17 protein-coding genes and 1 pseudogene are annotated in these 20,597 nt (G+C 71.1%); 9 read left to right on the top strand and 9 right to left on the bottom strand.

Annotation, left to right across the window (positions count from 1 at the left end):
• Window positions 1-97 precede the first annotated feature (97 nt).
• The 8 genes from AB0M54_RS35885 to AB0M54_RS35850 all read left to right on the top strand — a co-directional run bounded on the left by AB0M54_RS35885 (window position 98) and on the right by AB0M54_RS35850 (window position 7,463).
• Window positions 98-1,075 (top strand): hypothetical protein, encoded by a 978-nt coding sequence (locus tag AB0M54_RS35885; protein ID WP_364476269.1) that lies wholly within the window; start codon window positions 98-100, stop codon window positions 1,073-1,075.
• A gap of 69 nt (window positions 1,076-1,144) precedes the next feature.
• On the top strand, window positions 1,145-1,813 hold the full coding sequence (gene trmB, locus AB0M54_RS35880; protein ID WP_364332001.1) for a tRNA (guanosine(46)-N7)-methyltransferase TrmB: 669 nt from the start codon (window positions 1,145-1,147) through the stop codon (window positions 1,811-1,813).
• A gap of 64 nt (window positions 1,814-1,877) precedes the next feature.
• Window positions 1,878-4,052 (top strand): ATP-binding protein, encoded by a 2,175-nt coding sequence (locus AB0M54_RS35875; RefSeq protein WP_364331999.1) that lies wholly within the window; start codon window positions 1,878-1,880, stop codon window positions 4,050-4,052.
• A gap of 34 nt (window positions 4,053-4,086) precedes the next feature.
• Complete coding sequence (locus AB0M54_RS35870; RefSeq protein ID WP_364476267.1) at window positions 4,087-5,487, top strand: selenium-binding protein SBP56-related protein; 1,401 nt, start codon at window positions 4,087-4,089, stop codon at window positions 5,485-5,487.
• Entirely contained in the window at window positions 5,484-6,125 is a 642-nt protein-coding gene (locus AB0M54_RS35865) for a hypothetical protein (RefSeq protein WP_364476265.1), read from the top strand. Before AB0M54_RS35870 ends, AB0M54_RS35865 begins: the two co-directional genes overlap by 4 nt.
• A gap of 34 nt (window positions 6,126-6,159) precedes the next feature.
• A complete protein-coding gene (locus AB0M54_RS35860) occupies window positions 6,160-6,552 on the top strand; it encodes a hypothetical protein (protein WP_364331990.1) in 393 nt (130 codons plus the stop codon).
• Between the two features lie 104 nt (window positions 6,553-6,656).
• The gene (locus tag AB0M54_RS35855; protein ID WP_364331987.1) at window positions 6,657-7,025 is read left to right on the top strand and encodes an Appr-1-p processing protein; all 369 of its coding nucleotides are present in this window, start codon (window positions 6,657-6,659) and stop codon (window positions 7,023-7,025) included.
• Between the two features lie 39 nt (window positions 7,026-7,064).
• Entirely contained in the window at window positions 7,065-7,463 is a 399-nt protein-coding gene (locus AB0M54_RS35850) for a hypothetical protein (protein ID WP_364476263.1), read from the top strand.
• Window positions 7,464-8,129: 666 nt separating this feature from the next.
• Here the strand turns inward: AB0M54_RS35850 and AB0M54_RS35845 are convergent.
• The 4 genes and pseudogenes from AB0M54_RS35845 to AB0M54_RS35830 all read right to left on the bottom strand — a co-directional run.
• Window positions 8,130-8,667, bottom strand: a pseudogene (locus AB0M54_RS35845) (hypothetical protein); the annotation flags it as partial.
• Between the two features lie 145 nt (window positions 8,668-8,812).
• The gene (gene ggt / locus AB0M54_RS35840) at window positions 8,813-10,666 is read right to left on the bottom strand and encodes a gamma-glutamyltransferase (RefSeq protein WP_364476261.1); all 1,854 of its coding nucleotides are present in this window, start codon (window positions 10,664-10,666) and stop codon (window positions 8,813-8,815) included.
• A 75-nt stretch (window positions 10,667-10,741) separates the two neighbouring features.
• The gene (locus AB0M54_RS35835; protein WP_364476259.1) at window positions 10,742-12,184 is read right to left on the bottom strand and encodes an alpha/beta hydrolase; all 1,443 of its coding nucleotides are present in this window, start codon (window positions 12,182-12,184) and stop codon (window positions 10,742-10,744) included.
• 49 nt (window positions 12,185-12,233) lie between these two features.
• Entirely contained in the window at window positions 12,234-15,314 is a 3,081-nt protein-coding gene (locus AB0M54_RS35830; protein WP_364476257.1) for a M14 family zinc carboxypeptidase, read from the bottom strand.
• 145 nt (window positions 15,315-15,459) lie between these two features.
• On the opposite strand from AB0M54_RS35830, the gene AB0M54_RS35825 reads away from it, so the two are divergent.
• Window positions 15,460-16,584, top strand: coding sequence for a PQQ-dependent sugar dehydrogenase (locus AB0M54_RS35825; protein ID WP_364476255.1), 1,125 nt, complete (start codon window positions 15,460-15,462; stop codon window positions 16,582-16,584).
• Window positions 16,585-16,623: 39 nt separating this feature from the next.
• Here the strand turns inward: AB0M54_RS35825 and AB0M54_RS35820 are convergent, their stop codons facing one another.
• The 5 genes from AB0M54_RS35820 to AB0M54_RS35800 form a co-directional block, all read right to left on the bottom strand.
• Window positions 16,624-16,875 carry a hypothetical protein gene (locus tag AB0M54_RS35820; RefSeq protein WP_364331971.1) on the bottom strand — a complete coding sequence of 84 codons (252 nt, stop codon included), beginning with the start codon at window positions 16,873-16,875 and terminating at the stop codon, window positions 16,624-16,626.
• A gap of 108 nt (window positions 16,876-16,983) precedes the next feature.
• Window positions 16,984-17,283, bottom strand: a complete 300-nt coding sequence (locus tag AB0M54_RS35815) for a hypothetical protein (protein ID WP_364331968.1) — start codon at window positions 17,281-17,283, stop codon at window positions 16,984-16,986.
• Window positions 17,284-17,295: 12 nt separating this feature from the next.
• Window positions 17,296-18,978 carry a sodium:solute symporter family protein gene (locus AB0M54_RS35810; RefSeq protein WP_364331965.1) on the bottom strand — a complete coding sequence of 561 codons (1,683 nt, stop codon included), beginning with the start codon at window positions 18,976-18,978 and terminating at the stop codon, window positions 17,296-17,298.
• Window positions 18,979-19,045: 67 nt separating this feature from the next.
• Window positions 19,046-19,699 (bottom strand): HAD family phosphatase, encoded by a 654-nt coding sequence (locus AB0M54_RS35805; RefSeq protein ID WP_364331962.1) that lies wholly within the window; start codon window positions 19,697-19,699, stop codon window positions 19,046-19,048.
• Entirely contained in the window at window positions 19,696-20,568 is an 873-nt protein-coding gene (locus tag AB0M54_RS35800) for an LLM class F420-dependent oxidoreductase (RefSeq protein ID WP_364476253.1), read from the bottom strand. Before AB0M54_RS35800 ends, AB0M54_RS35805 begins: the two co-directional genes overlap by 4 nt.
• Between the last annotated feature and the right edge of the window lie 29 nt (window positions 20,569-20,597).

Genomic DNA, 20,597 nt, shown 5'->3' with positions numbered 1-20,597 from the left:
GAATTTTCCAGGTTTCGGCGTGGGAACCGCTTAGGTGCAGCGCGGTTGCGACGATGTCTCCGGTGTAAGCGGGGGACAACGTCGGGGGGCGTCAGGTATGAAGGCAGTCATCAAGATCACGGGTACCACGGCTCTTGCGGTGTTCGGGATGGCGGCGGGTGCGCTCTTCGCGCCGGCCGCCGCCTCGGCCGCCACGCCGACGCTGCCCAGCCTGGTCGCCTACGTCCGCACCGGGGATGTGTATGTGAGCAAGGGCGCCACCGAGACCCGGCTGACCACCGACGGCGGCTACAACCGCCCGCGCTGGTCGCCCGACGGCACGCAGCTCGCCTACCTGAGGGGCGGTCAGCTCTGGACGATGAAGGCCGACGGCAGCGCCGAGCGCCGGCTCACCACCCGCGCCGCCTCCGGTCCGTCCTGGGCCCCCGACGGCAAGTCGATCGCCTTCGCCTCGCTGTCCTGCTCGGGCGGCCCCGGCGTCTACCGCATCTCCACCACCGCCACCAACGCCCAGCCCCAGGTGCTCTTCCCCAGCGACTGCCGCGGCGAGGCGCTGCCCGCGTCGCCGTCCCCGGCCACCGCCGCCCCGGCCGGCCTCAACGACCGCCTGCGCACCGACGACGCGGTCGCCTGGTCGCCCGACGGCACCAAGATCGCCTTCCGCGGCGGCAACTGCGAGTCGACCTACGACGCCTGCCTGACCGTCGGCACGGTGGCCGCCGGCGGCGAGCGGACGGTCGCGGCCTACGGCGGCGGCGGCGTGCAGAACTCCGGCTTCGCGGTGGTCCCGAGCTGGCGGGCCGACGGTGCCAAGCTGGCCTGGACCGCCTACCAGGAGGGCGAGACCGCCGCCGAGAACCGCCCGGTGCACCTGGTCGAGTGGGACGCCATCTCCGGTGCCAAGCGCACCGTCGGCGCCACCCTCGACCGCGAGCTGGCCTACGTCGACGCCACCCGCGGCGTGGCCACCGGCCAGTACAACGGCGGCTCGTACGTGATGGTGGTCGGCCTGTCCGGCACCGCCCGCACCCCCTTCCACGCCGGCTCCCAGCCCAGCGTCCAGCCGATCCACTGACGCTCCCCGTCCGGCCAGAGCCCCTCCGCACCCCGGTGCGGAGGGGCGCCTCGTATTCTGGGCGGCGCGATGAATGATGCTGGTGAGCGGGCCGTGCGGACGTTTCATCCGCGGCGGGGCCGGATGAGTGGGCGGCACGCGGACGCGCTGGCCGAGATGTGGCCGGCCTTCGGGCTGACGGTGGTCGACGGTGACCGGAGGCCGCTCGATCTCGATGGGCTCTTCGGGCGGGTGGCGCCCCGGGTGCTCGAGATCGGGTTCGGGATGGGTGACGCCACGGCGGCCATGGCGGCCGGGGATCCGGGACGCGACTATCTGGCCGTCGAGGTGCACACGCCCGGCATCGGAAATCTGCTCGCCCTGATCGGGGAGCTCGGGCTCGGCAACGTACGCGTGGCTCACGGGGATGCCATGGAGCTGGCCCATCGGATCCCGGCCGGCGGGCTCGACGCGATCCACGTGTTCTTCCCGGACCCGTGGCCCAAGGCCCGGCATCACAAGCGGCGGTTGATCCAGCCCCGCAACGTGGTGCTGCTGCGGCGGCTGTTGCGGGTGGGCGGGGTGATCCACTGCGCCACCGACTGGCCGGAGTACGCCGAGGCCATGGCGGCCACGCTGGACGGGGACGAGGAACTGGCGCCGGTCGGAGCCGGGAACGGGCGCCCGGAGACCAAGTTCGAGCGGCGTGGGGTGCTGGCCGGGCGGCCCATCGCCGACCTGGTGTACCGGCGCACCTGACCTATTTGCCGGACAGCAAGATTCGCCGATTTCTCCGCCCTAGTCTGATAGCGGAGGTCGGTCCATGCGGCGAGATGACCCAGCCCGGCTCGAAGGGCGGGACCCGGGTACGGCAGGGCCGTCGGCCACGCCGGAGAACGACGGCAAGCCGGTGGACGGCGCCGCCGACGGCCTGGTGCTGGACATCTCCGGGGCCGCGGGACCGGGCCGGAGCGAAGGCGGCATGCTGACCGGTGGGGCCGCCGACCAGATCGCCGAGCTGGTGGCGCGGGCGGCCCGGGCGCCCACCGGACTGATCTACTTCCTCGACGAGGCGGGCGAGCGGCTCGTCCTGTCCGGCGCCCACGGGCTGCCCGGAACGCGGGCCGACGCGGCCGAAGCACCGCTGGCCGGGAGCCTGGGCGAGCCGATCGTCGGCACCGGGCAGCCGCTCGTCATCGAGGACATCGCCGCCGATCCGCGGATACCGGACGGCTCCCGGCTGCGGATACGGGACACCCATGGGGCGTTCCTCGGTCATCCCGTACGCGACGACGAAGGCGCCATCACCGGGATCTGCTGCGCCTACGACACCGCCCCGCGCCGCTGGACGCCCGAGCAGATCGCCGCGGTCTCCACCGCCGCGCAGGTCAGCACGCTACTCATCGCCGAACGGCGGGCGCGCTGGGAGGTGGACCGGCAGCGGCGCTTCCTGGACGGGGTGCTCGACTCGCTGCACGACGGCGTCACCGCCTGCGACGCGGACGGCCGGATCGTGCTGGTCAACGCCCGGATGCGGGAGATGTGGGGCGAGGCCGCGCCGGACGGCGCCCCGGACGGTCTGACCGATGCCGACGGCAAGCCGGTCTCCTGCGACGGCATCAGCCTGTTCCGGGCGCTGCGCGGGGAACAGCTGCGCGACCACGAGCTGGTGCTGCGCCGCAAGGGGCGCCGGACCCGCCGCTACCTGGTCGACGCCCGGCCGATCATCGGGGCCGACGGGCGGCCGACCGGAGCCGTGCAGGCGGTGCAGGACGCCACCCGCCGGCGGCGGGTCGAACGGTTCCGGACGTGCGAGCTGGCCGTGACCATGGCGCTGGCCGACGCGCCCACGATCGAGGCGGCCGGACCGCGGGTGCTGGAAGCGGTGGTCAGCACGCTCGACTGGGCCCACGCCGAGCTGTGGCTGGTCGACGACGCGGCCGGGATGATCCAGCCGGCGGCGTGCTGGAGCCGGCCGGGCTGGACCGCCGACATCGACGTGCCGGCCGAGCTTCCCTACGGCCGGGGGCTGGCCGGCCGCGTGTGGCAGGTCGGCAAGCCGCTCTGGATCCGCGACGTCAACCGGCCGCAGAGCCTGATCTCGCCCGAGACCGCCGCCGCCTCCGACCTGCACACGGCGCTCGCTCTGCCCGTACGCCACGGATTGGAGCCCTTGGGTGTTCTCACCGTCTTCGCGGAGAGCATCGAGGACCCGGAGGACGAGGTGCTGGCCCTGCTGTCGGGCGTCACCGCGATGGTCGCCCAGTTCGTCGACCGGCAGCTCGTCGAAGATCTGCAGCGCCAGCTGACCCGGAGCAAGAACGAGTACCTGGCGCTGATCGGCCACGAGCTGCGCACGCCGCTCACCTCGATCAGCGCGTACACCGAGATCCTCCGCGAGATCGATCCGTCGGCGCTGGCGGCGGACGGGCCGGCCCTGCTCGACGTGGTCGACCGGAACACCACCCGGCTCCGGCGCATCATCGACGAGCTGCTGGAACTGTCGGCGCTGGACACCGGGCACGCGGCCATGACGATGGCGCCGGTCGACCTGGCCGACGTGGTGCGCGAGTCGGTCGAGCGGACCCGCGAGGTGATCGACGGCTCGCCGCTGTCGCTGAACGCCGAGCTCCCGGACGAGCTGGTGCTGCCCGGCGACCGGCGGCGGCTCAAGCAGATCGTGGACAACCTGCTGGGCAACGCGGTGAAGTACAGCCCGGACGGGGGCCGGATCACGGTGCGGCTCAAGCCGGTGGGGCGGGCGGCGGAGCTGTCGGTGTCGGACACCGGGATCGGGATCGCGCCGGAGGAGCGGGAGCGGCTGTTCACCCGGCTCCATCGCGCCAGCATGGTGCGGGACAAGGCGATTCCGGGTACAGGACTGGGGCTCGCGCTGAGCCGGGCGGTGGTCAAGCGGCACCACGGGACGATCGAGCTGGCCGACCACGAGGGGCCCGGGACCACCGTACGGGTAAGACTGCCTCTCGACGCCCGTTGACAGGACCCCTTCCTACCGGGCCAGTATGACTTCCATGACCAGGTGGACTCCCGATCCTTCGTTCTACGCCTCCCCGCGTGACGCCGCGTCGGCGCCCGCCGAGACCCTCGCGTACGTGGCCGCCTTCGATCGTGCCGCCGAGAAGCCCGACGCGATCGCCGTGCTCGACACCGATCCCGGCTCCGACACCTACGGCCGGGTGGTCGGCTGGACCGACCTGCCGCACACCGGCGACGAGTTGCACCACTTCGGGTGGAACGCGTGCAGCAGCGCGCTCTGCCCGACCGCCCCCCATCCGCATGTCGAGCGCCGCTACCTGATCGTGCCCGGCCTGCGGTCGTCGCGGATCTACGTGCTGGACACCAAGGACGACCCGCGCAACCCGAAGATCGTCAAGGAGATCCCGGCGAGCGACCTGGCCGAGAAGGCGGGCTACTCGCGGCCGCACACGATCCACTGCGGGCCGGACGGCATCTACGTCTCCGCGCTCGGCGGCGGCGACAGCGACGGGCCCGGCGGCATCGCGGTGCTCGACCACACCACGTTCGAGGTGCGCGGCGCCTGGGAGCGGGACCGGGGAGACCAGTTCCTGGCGTACGACTTCTGGTGGCATCTGACCCGCGACGTGCTCGTGACGTCCGAGTGGGGCACCCCGTCGATGATCGAGGACGGCGTGAACCCGGAACTGCTGCTGGGCCGCAAGTACGGCCACCGCCTGCACTTCTGGGACCTGGCCAAGCGCACCCTCACACAGACCGTCGACCTGGGCGACCAGTACCAGATGACGCTGGAGCTGCGCCCGGCCCACGACCCGACCAGGGAGTACGGCTTCGTCGGCGTCGTCACCAGCGTCGAGGACCTGTCCGCGTCCATCTGGCTCTGGCACCGGCAGGGCCACGAGTTCGCGGTCACCAAGGTCATCGACATTCCGGCCGAGGCGGCCGCCGTCGAGGATCTGCCGCCGGCGCTGCAGCCGTTCGGGGCGGTGCCGCCGCTGGTCACCGACATCGACCTGTCCGTCGACGACCGCTTCCTCTACGTCTCGGCCTGGGGCACCGGCGAGCTGCTGCAGTACGACGTCAGCGACCCGTTCCACCCCTCGCATGTCTCGTCGATCCGGCTCGGCGGCGTGACCGGGCGCGTGCCCCACCCGTCGTTCCCGGACGAGCCGCTGGCCGGCGGCCCCCAGATGGTCGAGGTGTCCCGGGACGGCAAGCGGGTCTACGTGTCGAACTCGCTCTACGGCTCGTGGGACGACCAGTTCTACCCTTCCGGCGTGGGCGCGTGGGTGGCCAAGATCGACGTTGGCGCCGATGGCATGACCTTGGACCCACGGTTCTTCCCGCACGGCGACGAGTTCCGCGGGCGGCGCGTGCACCAGACGCGGTTGCAGGGCGGCGACGCGTCGTCCGACTCGTACTGCTTCCCCGGGTGACCGCCGGGCAATACCTGGCCCTCGCGGCGCTGGGCGCGTTCCACGGTCTCAACCCGGCGATGGGCTGGCTGTTCGCGGTGGCGCGAGGCATGCAGGAGCGGAGCGTACGCACGGTGCTCCGCGCCCTGCCCCCGATCGCCGCCGGGCACCTGGTCTCGGTGGCGATCGTGGCGGCGGTGGTGTCGGCGACCCGCTCGGTCGTCGCCGCCAACATCGTCGGCATCGTCGGCGGGGTGCTGCTCGTCGGCTACGGCCTGTTCCGCCTGCTGTCCGAGCGGCACTTCCGGTGGGCCGGGATGCGGCTGTCCTCGGCGCAGCTGGCCGGCTGGTCGTTCCTGATGTCGAGCGCGCACGGCGCCGGCCTGATGCTGCTGCCGGTGCTGGCCACGACCCCGATGCCCCCTTCCGCCACCCATGCCAGCCACGTCATGGCCGCTCCCGCCGCCGGCGCGCTGACCGGGCTGGCCGCGGCCGGCGTGCACACGGTCGCGATGATCGTGGTGCAGGGCCTGTGCGCGCTCATCGTGTACGAGTTCGTCGGCGTCGGCATCCTGCGCCGCGCCTGGTTCAACGTGGACCGTCTGTGGGCCGCGGTGCTCGTGGCGGCCGGCGCCCTGACCATCGCCCTGGCCGTTTGACCCTCTTCTTACTCGAGGGTCCACGGTGGGCCGCATGCATGACATCGACTCGTTGCGGCCGATCCTGCGCGCCGCCTGGGGCGCCGACACCTGCGACCCGCACGACCGGCCCGACTGGCACCCCGGCAACCCGGCCCGCGGCCAGTGCGGGGTCACCGCCCTGGTGATCCAGGATCTGCTCGGCGGCGACCTGATCCTCGGCGAGGTGTACGCCGGCGGCGTCCGGACCGGCTACCACTATTGGAACCGCCTCCCCGGCGGCCGCGAGGTCGACCTGACGGCCGGCCAGTTCCGCCCCGACGAGGTGGTCACCGGCGGTGCGGTGCAGCAGCGCGATCCCGGCGCCCCGGTCCGCCGCTGCCGCGCCGAGTACGAGCTGTTAAGCAGTCGCGTGCTCGCCCACCGCCGTGACAGCGTGGCCGGGTGACACCGCTGCGGATCATCAAGGGCGACGCGACCAGCCCGCAGGCCAAGGGCCCGAAGATCATCGCCCACGTCAGCAACGACGCCGGCGGCTGAGGCAAGGGCTTTGTGCTGGCCGTCTCGCGCCGGTGGCCGGAGCCCGAGCGCGCCTTCCGCCGGTGGCACCACGACCGCAGCCGCAACGACTTCGGGCTGGGCGCCACCCAGGTGATCCAGGTCCAGCCGGACGTCTGGGTGGCCAACATGGTCGGTCAGCACGGCCTGAAGGCGGGCAGCGCCGGGCCACCGGTCCGCTACGACGCGATCGAGAAGTGCCTGCACACGGTGGCCGCCGAGGCCGCCCGGCTCGGCGCGTCGGTGCACCTGCCGCGGGTCGGCTGTGGCCTGTCCGGCGGCCGCTGGGACCGCGTCGAGCCGCTGATCGTGGCCGCCCTGTGCCAGCGCGACATCCCGGTCACCGTCTACGACTTCGACTGACCCCTGCTGCTCCTTGCTGGACCGCGCTACGATCCAGCCATGGTTGAACGTGTTCAACTTTCTACCGGGAACCTCCAGCGCGCCATGGTCGGCGTGGCGGCGGGTTACGTGCTGTTCGCGGGCCTCGTGTCGTTCGTCGACGAGTCCGACGCCTGGGGCTTCCTGGTCGTCTTCACCCTCTTCGCCGTGGCCATCGCCAACCCGCTCGTCTTCCGCGAGCCGGCCGCCTTCACGATCGCCTGCGTCGTGACCGCCGTCCTGGTGCTGATCCTCGGCTTCTTCCTGGCCGCCGCCGGCCTCTACCTCCTGTGGCCGTCGGCCCTCCCGCTGCTGCTCGCGCCGACTCCCCTGCCCCGACTAGCCCCGCCGTGGCCACACCTGGCCGTCGGCCTGCTGACCGCCGCCGCGGTCCTGACCTTCTACGCCGCGGCCGCTTGAGCCCCTCCTCGATCGCGCACCACCAGGGTTGCTTGCGCTCGGGACGTGGACCAGGACGGGTGCGCCAGGCGCCCAGCCTCCCCACTCACCGTCGCTGCCGCCACGGGAAGTCACGGCGCCCAAGCTTCACAACCTTGACCTGACCTGACCACTCACCACCGCCACTGCCGCCCGCCCTGTGCCGCCACCTCGCAGAGCCTGACGATGACCATCCCCAGCGGGGAGCCGCTCCGTCCTACCACCATCCACCCGAGTGGTAGCTCAGCCCGCAATTCCACACCCGAATACCGCCACGCCCCACCACCAGCCCGGCTCGGCAGGCGAGTTCGAAGCCGCGCGCGCCCATCGGGCGGCAGCAAAACGATCTTGGCGGCGCGGCCACCGCCGCCACCCCCACCCCGGCACTGGGTGGGTCAGAACGTAGCGGGCGAACTTGAACGGGTTGTTGCCTGTCCACAGGTGGCGTCGGTCACCGGATCAGCACACCGCCGCCGATCTCGCGAGCCCGGATCGCGGCCGCCTCGATGTGGCGAGGCCGGCGACAGAACAGATAGCAGTGACGGTAGAGGCGGTTCCGCGCGGTGCTCGTTTCTGTGGTCGTGCTTGCGGGACCCAGGAGACGCGAATCGCCGCCGTCGTGCAGTACGGCGCCCATTCGCGTGCCGGTGGACAGCCGATCTCGGCCAGGTCGGCGACCCTGGCGTCCGGGTTCAGGCGTTGCACCAGCTCGTCGGTGAGTGCACCGAGGACGAAGATCTCGGCGACGGCGTTCCGGGGGGACCGGGGTCTCGTAGTAGTCCTCCGCGATGCGCTGGTAGGCGATGCCGGTTCCGTCGAGCAGGGCTCGAACAGCCGGTCGGCACCGTCCGGATCATCGCCGTCGGGCAGCTCGATATCGCCCGTATGCCAGCGGTCGTCGTCGTGCTGGCGCACAGGCAAACCGTGGCCTCCAAGACGCCGTCCTGGTGGCTGAAGGCGGCTGCCGTGGAACACGGCCGGGACGGTGGCGACCAACCCTGGCCACGTCTGCCCACTGCGGTGGGGGCTCATCACCGATTCATGGTCGAACCCCCGGATGACGGCTCCAGCTGGCGAACACGACCGAGCAGGCGTCGCCGGAACCGTTTCTCATCGAGGCCATCTCCTCCTCCGGCCCCCATCGGGAGTCGAAGGAGAAGTACCGCGATTCCCAGTCCGGGCTCATGAGCGCGTCGAGCGTCGCCGGCGCCTGAGAGCGCCGGCGAAGTGTCGCGATGTCCGGCACGGCGAGAGCTACCCGGTGAACTGGCACAGGACCATCTGGCCCGGCGGGAGACCGGCGGCAACGCCGGTCTCCCGTGGAGAAAGAACTAGCGCGAGAACTCGACCGCCGCGGCGCCGCTGCCTCGGCGGGATGGTTCGGCCGCGGCGATGACCCGGCCGTTGCGGCCGAACTCGATCGCGGTGGCCGCGCCCAGTTCGGGCACGTCGGGGCCGAAGGTGTGGCCGAGGGCCTCGAGCCCGGGACCGTACTGCGTGTGGAACGCCGGCTCGGCCTGGATGCCCGCGGAGTTGCGCTGGGACGCCCGGGGGGCCGCCATGGCCTCGGGGAGGGTCATGCCCAGGTCGATGCGGTTGACCAGGAGTTGCAGGACGGTGGTGATGATGGTCGCGCCGCCGGGTGAGCCGAGGGCCAGGTACGGCTTACCGTCCTGGAGGACGATGGTCGGGGACATCGAGCTGCGGGGGCGCTTGTTCGGGCCGGGCAGGTTGGGGTCGGGCGCGTCGCCCTGCGTACCGGCGAAGTTGAAGTCGGTCAGCTCGTTGTTGAGGATGAACCCGCGGCCGGGCACGACCATGCCGCTGCCGCCGGTCGCCTCGATGGTGAAGGTGTACTCGACGATGTTGCCCCACTTGTCGGACACGGTGAGGTTGGTCGTGCTCTGACCCTCTTCGACCTGGCCACCGACCGGCGCCGGCGTGCAGCCGGTCGCGGTCAGGTCGCCGGGCGGGACCGGCTTGGTGAGTGCGTGCGCCGGGTCGATCTGGCAGGCCCGCTGGCGCGCCCACCCGTCCGAGATGAGCCGGTCGAGCTTCCACTGTGCGGTGTGGTCGCCGACGTAGCGGTTGCGGTCCGCGAAGGACAGGGCGCTCGCCTCGAGGTACTGGTGGAGGGCCTGGGTGCGGGACGCCGCCGACAGGTCGGTGCGCTCCAGGATGTTCAGCGCCTCGCCGACGGCCACGCCGCCGCTGGACGGGGCGGTCATGCCGTACACGGTCAGGCCCCGGTAGTCCGACCGGGTAGGCGCGGGGTAGCGAAGCCGGTAGTTGGCGAGGTCGGACATCCGGAGGTCGGCGCCCCGGATCGGGTACGCCCACTCGCCGATGGGAGTGGCCGAGACCGGCGGGTGCTGCACGGTGCGGACGATGTCCCGCCCGACCGCGCCCTTGTAGAGGACGTCGGTGCCCTTGCGCGCGATCAGCCGGTAGGTGGCCGCGAGGTCGGGGTTCTTCTGGGTCGAGCCGACCGCGGGCGGCTGGCCGCCGGGCAGGTAGAGGTCGCGGGACGAATCGAACTGCCCGAAGATCGCCTGGTTGTCGGTCACCTGCTGGCGGAACGTGGCGTCGACCGGGAACCCGTTCTCGGCGACCCGCGCGCCGGGCTGGAGCAGCTGGCTGAGCGGCTTCGTGCCCCACTTGCGGGCGGCCGACTCCCAGGTCGCGAGCGTGCCGGGGGTGCCGACGGACAGGCCGCTGACCCGGCCCTCGTTGAAGTCGTAGGGCTTGCCGTCGGCCGGGTCGATGAACCAGTCCTTGGTCATCGACGCCGGACCGGACTCGCGGCCGTCGATCGTCTGCACGCGACCGCTGCGCGCGTTGTAGTAGACGAAGAACCCGCCACCGCCGATGCCGGCCGAGAAGGGTTCGGTGACGCCGAGCGTGGCCGCCGCGGCGATCGCGGCGTCGACCGCGTTGCCGCCCTTGCGCAACACGTCGATGCCCACCGCGGTGGCCACCTTGTCGACCGTCGCGACGGCGCCGCCGTACCCGCGGGCTGTGGGCCCAAAAGCGGTGCCGCCGTGCCCGCGGGCTGTGGGCCCAAAAGCGGTGCCGCCGTGCCCGCGGGCTGTGGGCCCCAAAGCATCGGAGGCCGCCGCGGCGGGTGCGGCCGGAACCAGCACCACGCCCAGCGCGACCAGGGACAGAACCGCTCGCAACCGCATTGTTGCCTCCGCCGGAGGAAGAATATCGATGAGGGTCAGGGTTCCTGCCTACCCGTGATCAGCCGGTTGCACAACTCAGCCGACCCCGAAGGCGGGCGGGATCACGCCCGGGCAGGTCGCGCCGGGCGCCGGCCGCGCGAGCGCGACCAGGAACCGGTCTATCAGATCGGTGATGCAGGGTGTACGCCCGTACGACACGTGCCCCCAGCCGTCGTACGTGGCCAGGGTGGCCGAGGGACCGAGCTGGTCGGCGACCCGGGTGGCCCACACGTACGGCGTGGCCGGATCGTGTTTCGAGCCGACGACCAGGGTGGGCACCGACGTGCGCCGGAACCGCCGCTGCGGGTTGGCGACCGGCCCGGTGGGCCCGAGGCAGGCCACCGCCGACGACAGGGCCAGCGAGGACACCCGCATCGACGGCGCCGTCGCCCGCAGCGAACGCAGCCGCCGTACGTAGGAGTCGTAGCCCACCGAGGGGAAGGAGAAGTCGGCGCAGAAGATCGCCGGGAAGCTGTTCTCCTCGGTCGCGGCCGCGCGGGAGCGGGTGGCGGGCGCGTCGGCCAGCACGTCGTGGATGTAGGTGGCCAGGGAGGCGAACTGCGGGTCGTAGAACGAGCCGAACGCCACGTCGAGCACGTCGAACTCGTTCGGCCGGAAACCCGGGCGGTACGGGTCGATGAGCGTCCCGGCGGCGGCTCGGGCGAGCACCGTCGCCCACAACGCGCGCACGTTCCGACCTCGCAGGACGCAGTCGTCCGACCGCGCGCACCAGCTGACGAACTCGTCGAACGCGTCCTCGACGGCGGCCGTGCCCTCGGCCAGGAACTCGCGCGCGCTGACACTGTGGTCCATCACGCTGTCCAGCACCACCGCCCGCGCCCGGCGTGGGTGGATCGACGCGTACTGCGCGCCCAGCAACGTCCCGTACGACGCGCCGTAGAAGGTGATCTGCTCCTCGCCCAGCGCCCGCCGCAGCCGGTCCATGTCCCGCGCGACGCTGATCGTGTCGGCGTGCCGGAAGAGCGGGCCGGTGCGCCGCGCGCAGTCCTCGGTCAGCCGGCGATGAAAGATCCGGAGCTTCCGGTACGCCGACTTCCCGGCCACCAGCGGCGACGGCTCGGCGTCGAGCAGGGACCGGGCACACACCACCGGGTTGCTGCGCCCGACCCCGCGCGGGTCGAAGCCGACGATGTCGAACCGTGCGCGCACCTCGGCGCTGAAGAACTTCTCCGCCCCGAGCACCATGTCGACGCCGCTGCCGCCGGGGCCGCCCGGGTTGACGACCAGGACGCCGATGCGCCGGGCGGGCTGGGTGGCGACCCGCCGGGCGATGGCGATCGGCACCTTCCGTCCGTACCCGTCACCGGGTTTGATCGGCACCCGAAGGGCCGCGCACTGGGCCGTGGGGTCGTCCTCGCACGCGGCCCAGACCAGGCCCCGGGCGGCCGAGGCGGGGGCCGGGAGCAGCACGAGAAGGGGAACGAGCAGAGCCACGAGAATGGGCCGGGTGGTTCGCACCCGGCCCATCCTGCGTCATGATCCCGTGCGGGATCGGTGGTAATCGGGGCTACTTCACCCCGAGGTGGCGGAACGACCGCTTGAGGAAGTCGGTGCGTTTCGCCGTGGACAGGCCCTCCAGGCCGAAGCCGAGGAAGACCGAGTCCTTGGTGGTGGTGACGGCGCCCTGGTCGAAGTTGTCACCGAACGCGTTCTGACTGCGGCTCCAGTTGTTGGCGTCCGGGCCGGAGCCGGCCGGCGGCCCGGTGATCGCCCAGCCACCCAGGTCGGTCTCGAACGACGTCTGCGCGGTGACGACGCCGTTCGTCTCGACCCGCACGTTGTCCAGGAAGACGCCCAGACCCTGGGTGCCCCAGTCGGACATGTAGCTGATCGACACCTCGACCTGCTTGCCCGCGTACGCGGACAGGTCGAAGCCGTAGTCCTGCCAGCCGCCGCTGTTGCCGCTGACCGCGTTCCAGGTGCCCGTGGTGCCGGTCGCCGAGCAGTCCGCGCCCTGGTAGTGCGTCAGGAACGGGTGCAGCTCCTGGATGCCCGACTCGCAGCTGTCGCCGGTGCCGGTCTGGGTGTGGCCGCCGGTCTCGGGCAACGTGGTCCAGTCGTCCGCGCCGACCGTGTGCGCCTCGACGAACATGTAGTCCCAGCTCGCCTCGGTGTCGTGCGACACGTTGAACTTCAGCGCGCCGGAGGTGGCCGCGCTCAGATCCACGGTGCGGGTCAGCCGCTTGTAGCTGGCGTCGGCCTGCCCGCTCCAGAGGTACCAGCCGCCGTCGTACGGCTCGTACGGGTTCCGGCCCAGGTCCCAGTCGACCGGCCCCTGGCTGGCGAACTGCGGGAACTGCGTGACCGGCAGCACGCTGGACGTGGTCAGGAACGAACCGGTGTGGTCCTGGTTGCCCGCCGACCCGGGCGCGTTCAGCTCGGCGGCGAACCCGTCGAACTTCCCGGCGTTGCCGGCCAGCGGCCGCGGCCCGTCCGGACCGGCCCCGCCGTTGTCCACGTACGAGTAGGCCCCCAGCCAGTACTGCTGGAAGTCGTTGAACAGCGGCAGACAGGTCGCGCCGTTGTCGACCGGGCACTCCGGGCCGGGGTTCGGGTCGTAGTCGTACGAGCCGTTGGCGGCGTTGGCGTAGCCCGCGTACTTGCCGCCGTAGATCAGCTTGCCGCCCTCGTTGACGTAGTCCCGGACGGCCAGCTCGGTCTGCCAGGCGTTGCGGGAGGCGGTGCCGCCACCCTGGCCCGGCGCCCGCGGGATGATGTCGTCGCCGGTCTCCCAGACGACGGCCTTGTAGTGGGACAGCACACCGAGCGGGTGCGGCGCCTTCCGCCCGTGGGTGTCCAGGTCGTAGACGTCGGCCTTGAGACCGGCCGCCTCGATGCTCGCGACGTGCTCGTCGGCGTACCGGGCCGCGGTGGCCCCGTCGGTGTTGGCCGGCGAGATGCCGGTGACGTCCTCGGCCGCGAGGACCAGCACGTCACCGCCGATGTCGTTGGACACCGTGTAGGTGAACGGCGTGCTCGGCTGCCCGCCGGTCGCGGTGAACCAGACGGTCACCTTGTCGCCCGGCTTCTGCCCGCGGACCAGGCCGCGGAACTCGGCGTAGAACTTGTTGTGGGTGTTGCCGTACCGCTTGCCGCCGTCCCAGCGGCGGACCGCCGCGGTGCGCTCGGCGCCGTTGTTGATGCGGTAGTGCAGCACCTTGTCCTTGAGCGCCCGCTCGGCGACCACGGACACCGTCTGGGTGGTGCCGTACGAGTACTCGAACGGGTCGGCCTCCAGGTCGGGCGCGGTACGCCCGACCGCGGACACCGGGTTGGCCGGGTCCTTGGCCGACTGGGCGATGGACAGCGCGAACGGGATGTTCTTCTCGAACTCGGCCTGGATCAGGCCCTCGTCGTCCGGGAAGTTGAAGCCGCTCTGGCAGTCCGCCGGGTCCCACTGGTCGTCCGGGTCGATCGCCGACGCGGTCGCGCAGGTGGTCATCTCGGGCGTGAAGCCGATGGTGCCGAACCGGACCTGTGCGTGCGTGTCGGTGTCGCCGTTGGTGGTGTACAGCTCGGCCGAGATGTCCGGGTCGTAGCCGGGCACCGCCGGGTGCGCGTCGTCACCGGCCATCGCGATGCTGATCTGGTCGTCCGGGCTGATCGTGTCGACCTGCCAGCCGATGCCGTAGAGCAGCAGCTCGGCGGCCGAGTGGTAGTTCACGAAGAACTCGAAGCCGACCTTCTGGAACAGGCTGTTGAGCGCCTTGGTCTCCGGCTCGGAGTTCGGGCCGGTGCCGCGGTAGGTCTCGTCCGACGGGTCGTCCGCGGAGCCCTCGTTGTCGTAGCCCCACTTCTCGGCGAAGTTCCGGTTCAGGTCGACGCCGTCGCCCGGGGTGATCTGGCCGTCGCCGTTGTTGTCGCGCAGGTTCTTGCGCCACAGGCGGTTGCCCTCGGTGAACGTGAAGTCGTAGCCGTCCACGTTCGCCACCGGCAGGATCCACACCTCGGTGGTGTTCAGCAGCTGGGTGATCGCCGCGTCCTTGCCGTACCCGTTGACGTAGTAGTGCATCAGCCGCCGGTTCATCTCCGGGGTGATCCACTCACGGGCGTGCTGGGCGCCGGCGTACAGCACCGACGGCCGGGCGCCGTCCGGCACGTTGCGCGCGCCCTTGGTCAGCTTGATCGCCTGGATCGGGGTGCCCTTGAGGCTGGTGCCGATGGTGACCAGCTTGGCGATCTGCGGGAACCGCGCCGCGGTCGCGGCGAGCTCGTCGCGGATGCCGCCGGGCGTGTTGTACTGCTTGAAGACGGTGGGCGCGGCCGCGGCCTGCTTGCGCATCGTGGTGGTCGCGCTCTTGGCCTTGAGGGGTACGCCCTTGGCGATCAACTGCTTGGCCTGGCCGGCGCCGAGGATCGTCTCCACGACGACCTTGCCGCCGGCCGGTGGCGTGATCGAGCTCTCGTGACTGTCGATGCCCGCCTGGCGCAGCTGCTCGAGCTGGGCCGCGTCCAAGGTGCCGACGTAGACCCCGAGGGTGTCGGCGGTAGGAGCCGGCGCCGCGGTGGCGGCCGGGGCCTGGGTGACGGCCGTGACCGCGCCCAGGACCACAGCCGCTCCGGCGGTGAGCCAGCGTCTGGATCTCATGATGGATGGCCTCCGAAGGGTAAGGAAGGTCGTGAGTGGACCCTTCATGCAGGTGGGAGGCGGTGTCAATCATTCATACGGTTGGATCAGTCAATATGTTGTAACGGAGCGTTGTCCCCGGTTGTGGCGTGGCACCGTTGGAGGCATGACCCACTCCCGGAAGCTCGTTGCCGCGCTGGCCGGCGCCGCCCTGCTCACGGCCTGTTCGGAGGATTCCTCTCAGCCGCCCGCGCCCGCTTTGTCGGCTCCCCCGGCGCCGTCGGTCCTGCCCTCGGCCTCGGCCCCCGCCACGCCGGCCGGGCGACCGGACCTGGCCGCCGAGCCGGAGACCCTCGCCACCGGCATCGACGTGCCGTGGGGGCTGGCCTTCCTGCCGGACGGCAGCGCGCTGGTCGCGCAACGCGACAAGGCGACGATCGTGCAGGTGACGCCGGGCGGGAAGGTCCGGGAGGCGTACCGGGTGCCGGATGTCGACCCGGCCGGCGAGGGCGGCCTGCTCGGCCTGGCCATGGACCGGGACTACGAGCAGACCCGCTGGGTGTACGCGTACACCACCGCCGACGACGACAACCGGGTGGTCCGGTTCAAGCTGGGCCGCGACGACAAGCCCGAGGTGGTCTTCGCCGGGCTGGCCAAGGCCGGCAATCACAACGGCGGGCGGATCGCGTTCGGGCCGGACGGGATGCTCTACGTCGGCACCGGGGACGCCGCCGAGCCCCCGCGCTCGCAGGACGAGGGCAGCAACAACGGCAAGATCCTCCGCCTCACGCCGGAGGGCAAGCCGGCGCCCGGCAACCCGGCCTCGGGCTCGCCGATCTGGACCTCGGGTCATCGCAACGTGCAGGGCCTGGCCTGGACCGCGGACGGCGCGATGTACGCCACCGAGTTCGGCCAGAACCGGCTCGACGAGGTGAACAGGATCCAGAAGGGCAAGAACTACGGCTGGCCCGAGGTCGAGGGCGACGAGGACGGCCCCGCGCGCTTCACCAAGCCGCTGGTCACCTGGCCCACGTCGGAGGCGTCACCGTCGGGCGCGGCGATCGCCGGCGACACCATGTACGTGGCCGCGCTGCGCGGGCAGCGCCTGTGGACCGTGCCGCTCGGCGGGGGCGAGCCGCGGGCGTACTTCACCGGCAAGTGGGGCCGGCTGCGGACGGTCGCCGTCGCACCCGACGGCGCCCTGTGGCTGACCACGTCGAACACCGACCGGGACGAGAACGTCCGGGACGGCGACGACCGGATCCTGCGGTTCCCGGCCACGGCGAGCTGACAGGCTGACCAGGGCCGGGAACCGCGGAAGACCGGGCACTCAGGCGTTGGCCGGCGGGAGCAACGGCAACTGGGAGATCACCGTTGCGTACTGGGAGACCTGCCGCCCGTTCGGCACCACGCCGATGGAACGGAGCTGGTCCTGGATGGCCTGTTTGACCACATCCTCGGACTTGCCGCGGTGGGTCTGCATGACCTTGTTGACGACAAAGTCGACGCGGAGCTGCTGCTGCCAGCCGGCGGTCCGGGGGCCGCCGGTCGTGGAGAAGCTGACGGAGGCGAGGGGTTCCATGCCCACGAGTATCGGAAGGCCGGAACGGCACTGGACCATTAGCGGGGGCGCTGCAACCCGGTTGCACCCGAGCCGCACCGCCCCCTCCATCAAACGGCTTACCGGAGCTCAGTGGGAGGACGGCCGCTCGCTCTGCCCGGCCAGCTCCTCCTCGGTCGGCGGCGGGGTCGGGCGCAGCCGCTGCCAGCCCAGGAAGAACAGGCCGAGCGCGAGCATGGCCAGGCCCATCCAGATGTTGATGCGGATGTCCTGCGCCTTGGCGATCTCGGCGTCGCCGTCGAACAGGCCGAGCAGCGTGACGATCACGCCGTAGACCACGAACAACAGACCGATCACCCGGCGCACGTCGAACAACCGGGCGGCGGCGGAGCGCTTCGCCCGCTCGTCAGGGATCTTCTCGTCGGCCATCTCAGGGACTCCTTACCAGACCGGGATGTAGAGGAGGACGGCCAGCACGACCGCGATCACGCCGAGCAGCACCGGATTGCGCCACCAGACCTTGTCGGCGGCCAGCACCGCCGCGCCCGAGGTGTCCGTGCCGGCCAGCCCGTAGACCAGGCCGCGCAGTTCGTTCTCGGGCCGGGGCGGGGTGAACAGGGTGACCACCACGGCCACCACGACCGCGGTGCCGAAGGCCAGGCCGGCGCCGTAGAAGCTCTCCTCCAGGTCGGAGTTGAAGTGCACCACGTCACCGAGGTAGAGCAGGTAGAGCGTGAGCGACGAGAGCGTGCCCAGCAGCAGCGACCAGAAGCCGGCCCACGCCGACATCCGCTTCCAGAACATGCCCACGATGAAGGTGGCGAACAGCGGCGCGTTGAACAGGGAGAAGAGCGCCTGGATGTAGTTCATGATGTTGTTGAAGCCGGCCGCGATGAACGCCGTGCCGATCCCGATGATCACGCCGCCGACCGTCGCCCAGCGCCCGATCCGCAGGTAGTACTCGTCCGACCGGTCCTTGCGCACGTACGACTGCCAGATGTCGTACGTGAACACGGTGTTGAACCCGGACACGTTGGCGGCCATGCCGGCCATGAACGAGGCCACCAGACCGGTCACCGCCACGCCCAGCACGCCGTTGGGCAGCAGGTCGTTCATCAGCAGCGGGATCGAGTTGTTGTAGACCAGGTCGCCCGACTCGGCGCCCAGCCCCTTGACGGTCACGATCGCGATCAGGCCGGGGATGACGGTGACGACCGGGATCAGCAGCTTCGGGAAGGCGCCGATGATCGGCGTACGCCGGGCCGCGCTCATGTCCTTGGCGCTCAGCGCGCGCTGCACCTCGGCGAAGTTCGTCGTCCAGTAGCCGAACGACAGCACGAAGCCGAGCCCGAAGACGATGCCGATCCAGTTGGCGCCCAGCGGGTTGTCGGCCGAGCTGCCGGTGTTCGACCAGGTGTGCAGGGCCGCCTCACCGAGCGGGCCGCTGCGCACCTTCTCGAACAGCCCGTCGATGCCGCCGACCTTCTTGAGACCGATGATGGTGATCGGGATCAGCCCGGCCAGGATCACGAAGAACTGCAGCACCTCGTTGTAGATCGCCGAGGACAGACCCCCGATGCTGATGTACGTCAGGACGATCGCCGCCCCGAGCACGATCGACAGCCACAACGGCCACCCCAGCAGCGCGTCCAGGATCAGCGCCAGCGCATAGAGGTTGACGCCGGCGATCAGCACCTGGGCCAGCGCGAAGCTGATCGCGTTGAGCAGGTGGGTCGGCCGGTTGAAGCGCAGCCGCAGGAACTCCGGGACGCTGCGCACCTTGGAGCCGTAGTAGAACGGCATCATCACGATGCCCAGGAACACCATGGCCGGCACCGCGCCGATCCAGTAGTAGTGCAGCGTCAGCAGCCCGTACTGGGCGCCGTTGGCCGCCATGCCGAGGATCTCGAGGGCGCCGAGGTTGGCGCTGACGAACGCGAGGCCGGTCACCCAGGCCGGCATCGACCGGCCGGAGAGGAAGAAGTCGGCGCTGGTCTTGATCGCCCGTCGCGCGGCGAACCCGATCCCCAGCACGAAGGCGAAATAGATCGCCAGGATCAGATAATCGAAGATGTCGAGATCGAGCCGAAGACCTTCTGCGGCGAGCAACACATCACCAGACACAAGCACCTCCAGGGGGTCGCCCTGGGCGTCTACCCGTGGTGAAGATCCTTCACACCTCGCCGCGGAACTACAGCGCGGCGATGGCGTCCACCGACAACTCGGCCAGCGACGGGACCACCAGCGCGGCCTGAGCCAGGGCGTCGTCGGCGGGCGGGTAGACGCCGTGCGGCACGCACACGACCTTCATCCCGGCCGCCGCCACCGCGCGCAGACCGTTGCTGGAGTCCTCGATCCCCGCGCAGTGCGTGGGCTCGAAGCCCAGCTTGGCGGCGGCGAGCAGATAGACGTCCGGCGCGGGCTTGCCCCGGGGAACCTCCTCGGTGGAGAGCACGACCTGGAAGACCGAGTCGAGCCCCGAGGCGGCCATCACGCTGTCGATCAGCACCCGGGCCGACGAGCTGGCCAGCGCCACCGGATAGACCGCGGCGATCCGCCGGACCGCGTCGACCGCCCCGGGGATCAGCGGGAGATGGTCCCGGTAGCGCCCGGCCATCGCCGCCAGCACCTCGGACGCAACCTGTTCCGGAGGCAGCCCGACGCCGACGTCCTCGGCGAGGTGGCGGGACCACTCCCCGGTACTCATCCCCATCATCCGGGTCTGGGTGTCCGGGAGGAACTCCCGGCCGTGCGCCGCGACGTAACCGCGGCGCACCTCCTCCCAGGTCTCCTCGGAGTCGATGATCACGCCGTCGAGGTCGAAGACGACCGCCTCGACGCTCACAACGCCTCGGCCGCGGGGACGATCTCCTTCTGGAAGATCTCGAACTGCTTGGTGTCCCACGCGTTGCGCAGGCCACCGTGCGCGACCGTGAACCCGTGGCCGGCCAGGCGGCGCAGGTCGTCGATGATCTCGCCGACCCGCTCGCCCTTCTCGCCCAGGTCCCAGTTGTAGAGGACGGTCTTCTCGATCTCGTCGTAGTCGCGGCCGACGTCGGCGCAGTGCTGGCGGAGCACGTCGAGCTTGCGGTCGATGTCGGGCACCGGGAACAGGTTGCAGGCGTCGGCGTACTGCGCGACCAGCCGGAGCGTCTTCTTCTCGCCGCCGCCACCGATCAGGATCGGCACCCGGGGCCGGGCCAGCGGGGCGGGCGAGTTGAGCAGCCGGCCGAGGCGGTAGTGCTTGCCCTCGAACGCGGTCTCGTCGCCGTCGAACATCTGCCGGCAGATCTTCAGCGCCTCCTCGAGGCGCTCGAACCGCTCGGCGGTCGGCGGGAAGAGCAGGCCCAGACCCCGGGACTCCTCCTCGTTCCAGGCCGCGCCGATGCCGAGCATGGCCCGGCCGCCGGAGAGGATGTCGAGCGTGGTGACCGCCTTGGCCAGCAGGCCCGGGTCGCGGTAGACGACGCCGGTGACCAGGGTGAGCAGCTTGGCGCGCTTGGTCTGGCCGGCCAGGAACCCGAGCGCGGTGTACGCCTCGAGCATGTCGTGCTCCGGCGGGCCGATGACGGCGATCTGCCACAGGTGGTCCATGACGCTGATCCGCTCGAAGCCGGCCTCGTCGGCCGCGGAGGCGATCTCGCCGAGGACGGGACCGAGGCGCGCGGGACCCTCGGGCCAGGTGAAGTTGGAGATGTGGAGGCCAAGTCTCATAACCGGAGCCTACTCCGTTTTCGTGAACC

The sequence above is a fragment of the Actinoplanes sp. NPDC051470 genome (assembly GCF_040682035.1).
Lineage (GTDB): Bacteria > Actinomycetota > Actinomycetes > Mycobacteriales > Micromonosporaceae > Actinoplanes.
The sequence above is the reverse complement of the archived record's forward strand: the minus strand, read 5'-3'. Positions and strand labels throughout refer to the sequence as shown.